We start from the raw sequence: 12,184 nt of genomic DNA, 5'->3' as shown, positions 1-12,184 counted from the left end.
GAACTCTCCGGTGTGCAGGCTTTGCAACATCGCCCTTTCGCCCCGAAAAATTACGCATTCTGAAATAACGCCGTGGCCCACTTGCTGTCTTGTCTTTTTGCATTCGTTCTGCTGTTACAGGTGACTGCTCCGTTCGCCGTCGCACAGCAGCCTGTCGCACAGCAGCCTGTCGCACAGCAGCCTGTCGCACAGCGGATCATGGAACGGCTCGATCGCGGAGTTGTGGCTGTATCGAGTGGAGATGGCGTTTTTGTCAGTTGGCGGTTGTTCTCGACGGAACGACAAACGATCGGATTTCATGTCTTTCGGCAAGACGGCGAGCGAGATCCGATGCGGCTCACTGCTCAACCCTTGACCGCTGGCACAAATTTTTTCGACTCCTCGGGAGGCATAACGGAGGCGACGAAGTACTTTGTGCGGCCGACGATTGACGGTATCGAAGGCAATGCGTCGAAGGCAGTGAACGTCTGGCGCAAAGGGTACTTGGAGTTTCCGATTCGGCTTGCTGAAGGTTACCGTGCCGGCGACTGCTCGATTGCGGACCTCGATGGTGATGGCCAATACGAAATCGTCTTGCATCAAGTCAAGAATCCGAAAGACAACTCGCACACCGGAATCACGGGCAGCCCGATTCTTGACGCCTACGAGTTCGATGGCACACACCTGTGGCGGATCGATTTAGGGGTTAATATCCGCGAAGGCGAGCACTATACCCAGTTCATGGTTTACGATCTTGACGGAGACGGCAAAGCAGAAATCGCGTGCAAGACGGCTGACGGAACGATCGATGGCAAGGGGACGGTGATCGGCGATGCGACAGTGGACTACCGCAACCACGACGTGAAATCGCGAAGATTCGGCCGCATCCTCGACGGTCCCGAGTTCTTCACGATCTTTTGTGGCGAATCTGGCGCAGCACTGAAGACCGTTGACTATGTCCCCAGTCGTGATCCGATTGACGGCTGGGGTGGAATCGGCGGCAACGGCGGAAACGATTCATACGGGAACCGCTGTGATCGCTTCTTGGCGTGTGTGGCTTATCTCGATGGCCAGTTGCCGAGCGTCGTGATGTGTCGCGGGGTCTATGGTCGGATCGTGATGGCAGCGTGGGATTGGCGAGACAGCGAGTTGACGCAGCGATGGGTGTTCGACTCCGGCATTTCCTCTCCTCCGTTCGATGACGCTTCTGAGTATTCCGGCATGGGCGGACATTCACTCTCAGTCGCCGATGTCGATGCGGATGGCCGTGACGAAATCGTGTACCAGGCGATGGTCGTCGACGACGACGGCAAAGGGCTGTACTCGACTGGACTCAGGCACGGGGATGCAATGCACATTAGCGACATGTATCCCGAACGCCCCGGATTGGAGGTCTTCACCGTCCAGGAAAACGAAGAGGCAACCGTTCGATTCAGAACTCCGGGGGCAGCCATGCGAGACGCTGCCACCGGCGAGTTGCTGTGGAGTCACAGCCCCGGTGTTGATGTAGGTGCCGGTTTAGCAGCCGACATTGATCCACGCCATCCAGGTTTTGAAGCTTGGGGTGGACCAGGCGGATTACGCAATGCCTCCGGCGAATCCGTCGGCAGGGCGCCCCGCAACACTGGCTATGCGATTTGGTGGGACGGCGATTTGTTGCGAGAACTGATTGGTCGTGGTGGTCGGGTCACAAAGTGGGATTGGGAGGCAGAACAGGAAAGGCCGATCTTTAACGCAGCTGGTCGCGGTGCTCCGCGCGGGCCGAACTTGATGGGCGACATCATCGGCGACTGGCGAGAAGAGATCATCATGGCCTCGCCGGATGGCCAGTCGTTGCGTGTCTACACGACTTCGTTTCCGACCGAGCATCGGCTGTACACGCTCATGCAAGACCCGCAATATCGGCTCAGCATTGCGTGGCAGAACGTGGTCTACAACAAACCGCCGCACACGAGTTTCTTTCTTGGCCACGACATGGCGGCTCCGCCGATTCCGGCGATCCACATCGTCGGCGAGTAGCCGAGTGACAGTGTCGTGCATGGGTGGGTCATGCCAGGATCTCGTGCACGACCCTCGGAGGCTCAACTCCGGTTAGACGTTCTTCCAGGCCGCTTCTGTTGAAGAACAACTGTTGATGGTGCAGCCCCAGGGCGTGCAAGATGGTGGCGTGGAAATCGTGGACGCTGACGGGATCTTCGATCACCTTGTGCCCGAATTCGTCGGTCTTTCCATAGCTGATTCCTCCCTTGATCCCGCCACCGGCCATCCAGGACGTGAAGGCTTGCATGTTGTGATCGCGGCCGGTGTAAAGATCGCCGCTGCGCTGCGAGGTGGGCGTGCGACCGAATTCGCCGCCCCAGATCACCAGGGTTGAATCGAGCATCCCGCTGCGTTTCAGGTCCTTGAGCAGCGCCGCGACCGGTCGGTCCGTGCGTTCACATGCGGCGCGGTGGTTGTCTTCCAGATCGACGTGGCTGTCCCAGGGTTGTTCTTCCAGAAAAATCTGTACGTAGCGGACGCCGCGCTCGACCAATCGGCGGGCCAGCAGGCAACGTCGGGCAAAGGAGTCGGTCGCTGCGGCGCCCACGCCATACATCGACAGCGTTTCCGCCGTTTCGCCGGACAGGTCCAACGCCTCGCTGGCAGAGAGTTGCATCCGTGCGGCCAGTCCATACGACTGAATCCGCGCGTCCAGTTGAGCGTAGTGCTGGCGACCGTTGCGATGATGTTGGTCGAGTTGTTTCAGCAGGTCTCGCGCCGTTTCGGTCACCGCGTCGGGTTGCTCGAATTGTGGTTTTAGGTTCAGGATCGGGGATCCGGTGGGCCGAAACGGCGTTCCCTGATACACCGGCGGCAGAAATCCTGCGGTCCAGTTGCGGGTGCCGTTTTTGGGCAGCCCCAGCGGATCGGAAAGCACGACATAGGCGGGAAGGTTTTGATTTTCTGAACCGAGTCCGTAGACCGTCCAGGCACCCAGGGTCGGATACCCCATAAACAGACGACCGCTGTGGATCTTGTAGAGTGCGTTGTCGTGGTTGGGGTGGTCGGTCCACATCGAATGAATCATGCAGAGGTCGTCAGCCATCTGTGCGGTGTGGGGCAAGACGTCCGCCATCCACGTCCCGGATTCGCCGTGCCGATCGAACTTGTATTTGCCGCCCAGCATGACGCCGACGTCCGACGTGCCCGTGTTGCCGATCTCTTCTACATTTCCCGGGTACGGCTGGCCGTCCATCTTGCCCAGTAATGGCTTGGGATCAAACAGATCCATTTGACTCGGCCCGCCGTTCATGAACAGCTGGATGACCGACTTGGCGGTGGCGGGATGGTGAACGGGTTTGGGGGTCAGGTCATAGATTCCGCCGCCGTGCGTTGGGGGGGCATCGTCGGACGCCGTGGCGCTCTGGCCAAACAAATCCGCACCGAGCATCTGGGCCAGCGCGGCGCCGAGCAGGCCGTCACTGGTTCGGGCAAAAAAATCACGGCGGGTTGGTGTCGGCCGGTTCATGCATTAATCCACATAGAGGAACGATGCGGAGTTCAAGATCGTGTGGCAATACGTTTCCAGTGCCTTGCCCGGATTGTTCCCCCAAGCCGACCGCAGCTGCTGCAACGCTTCGGTGCCCAGTGTCCGCTCGCGATCACTGGGTGATCTGGACAGTGCCAGCTGGTAAACCGTCTCGACCGTGGTTTCGTCCAGGCTGTCCTCGTCATGTCTGGCTTCGTTACAAACGATGGTTTCGACGCGATCGGCCATCGCGGCGGCAAGTTTTCGGACGCGGCCGTTGTTCATCAGCATGAGCGCCTGGGGAGAGACCGTGGACACGTTTCGCGACAAACAGTTGGGGCCCATTTGAGGATAGTCAAAGGTGTCCATCATCGTCGGAATCTCGGTCCGTCGGTATTGCAGGTAAACGCTTCGTCGCCAGTCGCCTCCCTCGGTCGCATTGGCGCTGACCAACCCGTCGCGATCGATCGAAACGGTATCGGGGAGACCGCCCGGCGTCGTGTCCAGACGGCCGGCGATCGCAAGCAGCGAATCGCGCAGCGCTTCGGCGTCCATGCGACGAAGGTTCATGTGTGAGAGCAGTCGGTTTTGTGGGTCGACTTGGTGCGCTCGCTCGCTGACCCGACTGGATTGTTGGTAGACACGCGAATTCATGATCAGTCGGTGCATCTCTTTGATGCTCCAGCCGCGTTCGATGAATTCGATCGCCAACCAGTCGAGCAATTCGGGGTGCGAAGGACGCTCACCCTGGACGCCAAAGTTCTCCAGGTCCTTGACCAGTCCGGTTCCGAAATGGTGGTGCCAGATTCGGTTGACCATCACGCGGGCGGTCAGCGGGTGATTGGGGTCGGTCAGCCAGCGTGCCAGCGCGAGTCGGCGGCCGGTCTTGGCGGTGCCGTCGGGGAACGGGGGCGTGACGACAAACGGATTGCGTTGGTCGGTCAGCACGGCGGGGACACCGGCAGCCACCGGATCGCCGGGCTTGTCGTGTTCACCGCGTCGCAACACGTAGGTCGGTGAGGGGCGTCCCAGGTCCCAGAGCGCCCGGATCGCGAGCGACGGAGCCATCTTGCGGCGCACGCGATCGATTTGGTGATCGGCGTCTTCGATCTGTTGCCGCAACGAAAGGACGAGCTCGGATTGCTGCGAATCGGGACGCAGTTCGGCTTTGACAAGTCGTTCGACCAAGATCTTTTGCTTCAGCGTACGATTGTTGTCGGCTTTCTTCAGCGCGTTCAACGTCGCCCGGTTGTCGTCTTCGGATTGATCGGGATAGTGATCGCGCAACAGTTGCAACTGCAAGTCGGCCGTCCATTGTTTTTGTCGGCCTTGCAGTTGTTTGATTTGTTTCTCCAGCGGCGGATTTTTTTCGGCGACCTTGCGCCGGTGCTCGGGTGTGGCGACGTTCAGTGTCCGTGTCTTGAAGCTGTCCCAGTCATGTTCGTCCAGCGCGCCTTGGAACACCGCCTTGAGCCGGTAGTAGTCGCGATGGGGAATCGGGTCGTACTTGTGCGAATGGCAACGCGCACACTCCATCGTCAATCCCATCAGCCCTTCGCTGACGACGGTGATCGCGTCGCTGATGACTTTCAGCCGCTCGGGGACGAAGTTCATCGTGCGCGAGCCGGTCTCGTCGATTCCCATCCGCAGGAATCCGGTGGCGATCAGTTGGTCGACGATGGCGTCGGTGATGGTGTCGGCGTTTTGGTAGTCGACCAGTTCGTCGCCGGCGAGTTGTTCCAGCAGGAATTGGTCGTAGGGTTTGTCGTCGTTGAACGCCCGGATGACGTAGTCGCGGTATTTCCATGCGACCTTACGAATCGGGTCGGCGGAGATGCCGCCTTCGGAATCCGCGTAGCCGGCCAGATCCAACCAGTAGCGGCCCCATCGCTCCCCATAGTGATTCGACGCGAGCAACCGATCGATCATCTGGGCGTACCAGTTCGCGTCGTCTGAATCATGCCAGACTCGGTACTCGTCCGGGCTGGGCGGCAAGCCGATCAAATCGATGTGGGCGCGTCGAATCAAGGTGTCGCGATCGGCGGTCGGGGCGAGTTCGAGGTCGTTCTCGGCAAGCCGATCGAGAATGAATGCGTCAATCGAATGGAATCGGGTTGTTGCGACCGGTGGCTGGAATGACCAGTGTTGTCGGTCTTCGTCGGCGACCGCACGGCTGGATGACTCGGAATCCGAGGCTTGCGTTGCACCGGCCGGCGGCGCACCGGCGTCGATCCATTGACGCAACGTCTGCACTTCGGCCTTGGTGGGGCGCCGCACGAAAAATTTCAACAGGGATTCGCTGGGCGGACAGGCATGGCTTTCGATGCGCCGGATCATCGGGCTCGCATCGGCGTCGCCGGGGATCATGGCCGGTCCGTTTTTGCCGCCGGCGATCATGGCCGCGCGGCTGCGAAGGTCGACGCCGGCTTGTCGGATTCGCGGTCCATGACAGGCGTTGCAACGGAGCAGGACGATCGGCAGGATGTCGTGCGTGTCGACGGTTTCGGAATGCGATTCGGCCACGACGTTCGAATGACCGCCGGCTTCGATCCACGTGTGAATTGATTTTCGTTCGGTGGCGTCGAGTGGCGGTTCGCCGTCGGGCGGCATTTCCCCGTCGGCGATCACCGACCACAGTCGACTTTCGTCGATCGAATCGGCGAGCAATGGATCACCGGACTCACCGCCCCGACGCACGCCGGTCATCGACGACAGATCGAGTTCGCCCTTTTGGACGTCGGCGCTATGGCACTTGCCGCATTTCTTTGCCAACACCGTTTGGGCGACGTCTTCGAATATCGGTGGGGCGGCCGTGACGTCCGATGCCATCGCGAACAGCAGGACAAGGCAGGCGGCCGGGAAACGTCGCAGCAAGCCGACGAGATCCGTGTTTGAAACGGCAGTCGCGAATTGAAACGCCGATCGTCTCATGCGAACAACTCGTGGACGACCGTGGCGTCTTCGGGACCGGTCAGCCGATGCGTTCGTCCGCCGTGGTGATAGGTCAATTGGTCGTGCCGCAATCCCATCAAATGCAGAATGGTGGCATGCAGGTCTCGAAAGTGGACCTTGCCTTCGACCGCCCGATCACCCGTTTCGCTGGTTCGACCGTGCACATGACCTCCTTTGACGCCGCCCCCGGCCAGCCAGAACGTGAACCCTTTTGCGTTGTGTCCGGTTTCGTCTTTACCGTCATCGGGAACCAATCCCGGCCGACCGAATTCACCGCCCCAGACCAGCAGCGTGTCTTCCAGCAATCCCCGTGCGGCCAGGTCTTCCAACAAGGCGGCGATCGGCGCGTCCACGGTTTCGCAATTCGCCTTCAAGTCACGGCGGTGATTCTTGTGCTGGTCCCAACCGCCATGGTTGACTTCGATGAAACGCACCCCGGCTTCGGCCAAACGCCGCGCCAACAAGCATTGGCGGCCGAAGTCGGTCGGTCGGCAGGTACCGACCGACAACTTTTTGCCGACGCGGTAGCGACGCAAGGTCGCTGCGGTTTCGTTGCTCAGATCGAGCAGTTCCGGTGCCGCGGCCTGCATTCGATAGGCAAGCTCCATCGATTCGATCACGCCTTCGAGTGCCGCGTCGCCGTTTCGGTCAGACAAGTGGTCTCGGTTCATCGATTGCACGAAGTCGAGTTGGCTGCGTTTGACTTCGGCCGGCAAATGGTTCCCCGAGATGTCGCGGATGGTCGCCAACGACATGTCTTCGCCATTGGTGCCGATCGGTGTGCCGGCGAATTCCGTAGGCAGGAACTCGCTGGAGTAGACCGATGGTTTGGCCGCATTCAAGCTGACGAAGCTGGGCAGGTCCGCGTTCTCGCTGCCCAGGCCGTACGAGATCCACGAGCCCATGCTCGGACGCTTTCGCAGTTTCTCGCCCGTGTGGAGTTGCAGGAACGATTGGGCGTGGTTTCCGGTGTCACAATACATCCCATTGATGACGCACAATCGGTCGGCGTGTTTGGCGGTTTCGGGCATCAACTCGGACACCCACAACCCGCTTTCGCCGCGCCGTTGGAACTTGAAAACAGACCCCGGATGTTTCTTGTTTCCCGTTTGCGGTTTGTAATCGAACGTGTCCAGTTGCGCCGGACCGCCGCTCATGCAGAGAAAGATGACACGCTTGGCGCGTGCGAGATGGGGCGTCGTCCCCGCCGTGGACGCGGCGGCGGACTGCTGCAACAGTGCTTGCAGGGAGAGAAAGCCAAAGCCACAGGAAGCGGTTCGTAGCATGGATCGACGTGAAATCATGGCGGCTTTCTCTCAATCCACGTAACGGAATTCGTTGGTCGTCATCAAGGCCTGGGCCAGGCTGGCCCAGGCATGCAATCGGCATCGGTCCAAGTCTTCGCCGCCGGCCGCGAGTGTGGCTTCGGTCGCACTCAGGTACGCGAACGATCGATCACGCTCCGATTCGCTGGGATGTCGCCCCAGCACGGCGGAAAAAAGCGCCCGCAGCCGATCTCCGTCGTCGCGTGAGTCATCGTCGAGCACCCGGCTGGCCAATTCACGCGATTGTTCGACCGCGAAGACGCTGTTGATCAAGAACAGCGATTGCGTTGGCAAGGTCGTGACATCGCGTTTCCCCCGCACACCGACTCCATCGGGAAGATCAAACGCCGCCAGTTCTTGGGGAGGTGCGTGGCGAAGCATGCAGAGATAAACACTGCGGTGAGAGGACTGGCGGTGCAGGTCGGTCGAGGCGCCCGGCGGCCAGTTGATCAACATGTCCAAGGTTTCGATCGCAGACCCTTTTCCCGGGGCGTAGTCCAACCGGCCACTCGCTTGCAGCATGCTGTCTCGCAGCGATTCCGCCTCCAGCCGTTTGCGAGCGTGTCGCGACAACCAGATGTTCTCCGGATCCTGTTCGGTCGTCCCCGAGTCGGCCAGGCTGCTCAGGCTGTAGGTTCGCGACAACACGATCGCCCGGATCATCCGCTTGATCGACCAACCTTCGGCAACGAATCGATTGGCCAGGTGGTCCAACAACTCGGGGTGCGACGGGCGGGCACCATAAACACCAAAGTCATCGGGCGTGGTGACGATGCCGCGACCGAACAGGTGCATCCAAATTCGGTTGACGATGACGCGGGCGGTTTGGGGGTGGTCGGGGTGCGTCAGCCACTCGGCCAGTTCCGCTCGGCCGCTACGGTCGCTGCCGATCGTGATCGAGATGTCGTTGAAGCCGTCTTCGCTGACGTTTCGATAGGCCGTCAAAACACCTCGCGCAACCGAGGGGCCGAGTTTGGTGCCCTCGCCGTTGATGTGAATCTTGCAATCGGTCGGTTTCGGCTTTTCACGGACGCCCATCGCAAACCCCAGTGGCGAAGACGGACGCACGCCCGGCGGTTGGCCCGACGACCGGTGCAGATCGATGACCTCCTCATCACTCAACGCGCGAGACAACAGCGTGAACTGGCCGATGTTTCCCGTCAGCGGCGCGAACCTGTCACTGCGGGCGGCCAAGCAATAGTCGAGAGACGTTGCGAACGTCGCCTCGATTTCGCTGGCGATTTCGAGTCGACCGTTGAGGAACACGTTCACCTGGTTGCCATCCCGCACCAGCGCGACATGGTTCCAGCTGTTGCGGGGGATCACCGTGGATCCGACGATCGACGTTTTCTTGACGTTGCCGTTGAACACGAACAGCTTTCCCGCACGCGATTTGTCATGGTTTCCGCCGATCCCCAGATGATCACCGGGCAACGTCTTGTCATCCAAGGCGGCGCGGGAAAACAAGTACGCCGTGATCGGACGCGCGTCATTGTTGACGGTGTTGCGGAACCAAAAAGAAACGGAGTACGATTGACCCGATTGGTCGAACCGGCCGGTGAAGCGTGTGTCGTTGACTTCGGCAAAGGTTTCCGCAGAGTGCTCCGCTTCGCCCTGGAGCGTCAGTTCATCGGGCTTCGATTCCAGCGTCGCGTGAAGCTCCGGTTCGAGCGCGTCGACGAATTGCAAGTAGTCGGTCGTCAGCTTGGGTGTTGAAGTGCGGTCGGGACGTTTTCGGCTGGCTCGCAGATCAGCGTGTAACTCATGCAGCGGCGTCGGCGGCGCCGTCAGTTTCTCATTGCCAGCGGCACCGTAGAGCGTCTCGGTGCTTTGAAAGATTCCCGCCAGGGCGTAGTAGTCTTTCGTCGGAATCGGATCGTGTTTGTGGTCATGGCATCGGGCACAAGCGACGCTCAGCCCGAGCACACCGGTGCAGACGACGTTGATTTGGTCGTCGACGACATCCATCGCAAAGTTCTTGTTCATCGCGACGGCCGGTTTGGACCCGATTGCCAAGAAACCGGTTGCGATCAGTTGCCGGTTTCGCTGCCCGGCCGTCGCCGCGGGCAACAAGTCGCCGGCGACTTGTTCGGTCAGAAACCGGTCATAGGGTACGTCTTGATTGAAAGATTCGATCACATAGTCGCGGTACCGCCAAGCGTTGGGGAACGTCGCATTGCGTCCCAGCCCGTCGTCGCCGTTGGATTCTCCGTACCGTGCCACGTCCAACCAGTGCCGGCCCCAGCGAACTCCGTATTGGGGACTGTTCAACAGGCGATCCACCAGACGTGCGGTCGCTTCGACACCGTGGCGTTCGAAGTCGATCAGGAACGCTTCGATTTCGGCGTGTGTCGGCCGCAGACCGATCAAGTCGTGGTACAGACGACGAACGAGTGTGCGTGGGTCGGCATCACGGGTCGGGTGCAGTCCCGCCTGCCGCATCGACGACAAAACGAACCGGTCGATCGAATCGCGCGGCCAATCGGAATCGTTGACCGATGGCACGGGCGGATCCTGCCGGGGCACAAACGACCACAAGGATTCATCGTCCGCCGCGTCGGTTTGGACGCCCGAAGATGGGTCGGCGGGGGGCTGGTCGCGGGGATCGACCGCGCCCAGGGAAACCCATGTCTCGAAGTCTTTGATGATCGTTTCCGGCAGCGGTTCCTCCGGCGGCATTTCCAGTCCGTCGTAGCGCAACGCTTGGATGATCAGACTGTCGTCCGGGCTGCCGGCCAACAACACCGGACCCGATTCGCCGCCGGCCAGCATCGACTGGCGATTGTCCACCCGAAGCTTTCCACCCCGTTCTTCCGATTCCGCGGAGTGGCATTGGTAACAGTGTTTGACCAGCACCGGACGGATCTTCTTTTCGAAGAACTCGAGTTGGTTGTCCGCCGCGGCCGGGCTGCCGAGAACGATGGCCGATGACAGCAAGAGAACGGCGGCGGTGAGTCGGTGCGGGGTCACTGCGGCGGCGTCGCGAAGGCGGGGAGGGTGGGGGAGGGATCACCATTGTCAGCCATTTGCGGCCGCGATGCAACCTTTTCCGTGCGGGCGACTCTCCCCAAGGGATGAAAGCGAGTCGCCGGAGGTGAGCGTCGCGCCACCTACGGGAAACGGGCTGGGGGATCCCGAAGGGATCAAAGCATGTAGCCGGAGGTAAGCGAAGCGACACCTCCGGGAAACGGGCCCAAGGGACCACTCGACCCCGACGGGGTCGCAGCCATTGAAGCTCACAGGGTCTGTGGCGCCGACGTGCTTCGCTGCGACGCCCTACGGGACAACGCTGTGAAGCATTTTTTAGCGGCAGAGCGCGAGCCCTCCGGTATGTTGGCAGCGATGAGAAACCGGAGGGCTCGCGCCCTGCCGCTAACACCTCAAGAAACACATGGGGAAAATGCTTCACCGCGTTCGACCCTGGGGGCCTCAGCGTTTGCGGAACAGCCGGCCGATGTCGTTGACGACTTTTTGGCCGGCGCGTTTGACGTCCTTGGAAACCGTCTTGCTAGTTTTACCCAGATCGCGGCCGACCGCCGATGCGGCTTTGCCGACGTTGCGACCGTGCCGGCTGACATCGCGGGCGATCGGGTTGAAGTCGATCGATGCGTCCACGCCGATTTTGCCGCCTACGCCGAGCGCCGCTCCCAACTCGCCCTTTAATTTCAGCTTGCCGTTTTTCATACCGACTCGGGCGTCCGCTTCGGCGCCCAGTCCGGACCATGCTTCCCCGGTGGTACCCACGCCGACGGCGCCCACTTCGGTGCCCAGTCGTCCGCTGACGCGACTGCCGGCAAACGCATTGGCTCCCAGACCCGCGCCGTCTTGCGATAATCCCGCATTGCCACCCAGTTCGGTCCCGGTAAAGGATTCGCCGCTGAGTTGATTCTTGATGTCAACCTTGCCCACGCGACCACGCTGCGTGACTGCCGCTCCGGCAAAATATCCCGCCTGAACGTTGCCGTGGATTCCCAACGTGCGGTCGCCCTTGCTGTCCATCTGGCCGCCGAGTCGGCTTTCGGTGCGAACACCCATGCCATGACCGGCCTGTGCCTGAAAGCCATTGCGGTCTGGCTCGGTGTCGACCTGATGGTAACGACCGCTTGGATAAAAACGCTCCCGATGTTGGGCCGAGGCCTGGCCTGGCAAACAAAAACAACACAGCAACAGAGCCGACACGCATTTGATGATCGAGCTGGACATCGGATTTTCTCGCAGCAGGAGAGAGGAGGTTTGGGAGCGACCGGAAGAGGTTCCGGACGAAAAAGACCTGCGAGAAAACGGCCCAGCCCCTTAATGCGGAAAACAGTTTTTTTCGAGTGCCGGTCGATGTAGACACCGCCGTTAACTTCTAAACTGAGGGTGCCTGACCCGAATGGTGCGGGCATAAGTGTTGGTATTGGGCTTTAGCCCAATACCG

At 60.5% G+C, this 12,184-nt stretch carries 6 protein-coding genes; 1 reads left to right on the top strand and 5 read right to left on the bottom strand.

Translation table 11 applies throughout. From position 1 onward, the window contains the following. Window positions 1-120 precede the first annotated feature (120 nt). Window positions 121-1,998 carry a rhamnogalacturonan lyase gene (locus tag NZK35_RS13585; RefSeq protein ID WP_259633079.1) on the top strand — a complete coding sequence of 626 codons (1,878 nt, stop codon included), beginning with the start codon at window positions 121-123 and terminating at the stop codon, window positions 1,996-1,998. A 28-nt stretch (window positions 1,999-2,026) separates the two neighbouring features. On the opposite strand, the gene NZK35_RS13580 is transcribed toward NZK35_RS13585, so the two are convergent. The 5 genes from NZK35_RS13580 to NZK35_RS13560 all read right to left on the bottom strand — a co-directional run bounded on the left by NZK35_RS13580 (window position 2,027) and on the right by NZK35_RS13560 (window position 11,967). Continuing rightward, window positions 2,027-3,487 carry a DUF1501 domain-containing protein gene (locus tag NZK35_RS13580; protein ID WP_259633078.1) on the bottom strand — a complete coding sequence of 487 codons (1,461 nt, stop codon included), beginning with the start codon at window positions 3,485-3,487 and terminating at the stop codon, window positions 2,027-2,029. A 3-nt stretch (window positions 3,488-3,490) separates the two neighbouring features. After that, on the bottom strand, window positions 3,491-6,418 hold the full coding sequence (locus NZK35_RS13575; RefSeq protein WP_259633077.1) for a PSD1 and planctomycete cytochrome C domain-containing protein: 2,928 nt from the start codon (window positions 6,416-6,418) through the stop codon (window positions 3,491-3,493). After that, window positions 6,415-7,743 (bottom strand): DUF1501 domain-containing protein, encoded by a 1,329-nt coding sequence (locus tag NZK35_RS13570; protein ID WP_259633076.1) that lies wholly within the window; start codon window positions 7,741-7,743, stop codon window positions 6,415-6,417. The genes NZK35_RS13575 and NZK35_RS13570 overlap by 4 nt, the downstream gene beginning before the upstream one ends. 12 nt (window positions 7,744-7,755) lie before the next feature. Further along, window positions 7,756-10,734 carry a DUF1553 domain-containing protein gene (locus NZK35_RS13565; RefSeq protein ID WP_259633075.1) on the bottom strand — a complete coding sequence of 993 codons (2,979 nt, stop codon included), beginning with the start codon at window positions 10,732-10,734 and terminating at the stop codon, window positions 7,756-7,758. A 459-nt stretch (window positions 10,735-11,193) separates the two neighbouring features. Next, window positions 11,194-11,967, bottom strand: coding sequence for a hypothetical protein (locus NZK35_RS13560; protein WP_259633074.1), 774 nt, complete (start codon window positions 11,965-11,967; stop codon window positions 11,194-11,196). Between the last annotated feature and the right edge of the window lie 217 nt (window positions 11,968-12,184).

Origin of the sequence: Stieleria sedimenti, from assembly GCF_025060895.1 — a bacterium.
Classification (GTDB): Bacteria; Planctomycetota; Planctomycetia; order Pirellulales; family Pirellulaceae; genus Stieleria; species Stieleria sedimenti.
The sequence above is the reverse complement of the archived record's forward strand: the minus strand, read 5'-3'. Positions and strand labels throughout refer to the sequence as shown.

Bases quoted from the DNA above. Each gene is read 5' to 3' on its own strand.
- NZK35_RS13580 (WP_259633078.1), bottom strand. From the start codon at position 3,487: ATGAACCGGCCGACACCAACCCGCCGTGATTTTTTTGCCCGAACCAGT.
- NZK35_RS13575 (WP_259633077.1), bottom strand. From the start codon at position 6,418: ATGAGACGATCGGCGTTTCAATTCGCGACTGCCGTTTCAAACACGGAT.
- NZK35_RS13570 (WP_259633076.1), bottom strand. From the start codon at position 7,743: ATGATTTCACGTCGATCCATGCTACGAACCGCTTCCTGTGGCTTTGGC.
- NZK35_RS13560 (WP_259633074.1), bottom strand. From the start codon at position 11,967: ATGTCCAGCTCGATCATCAAATGCGTGTCGGCTCTGTTGCTGTGTTGT.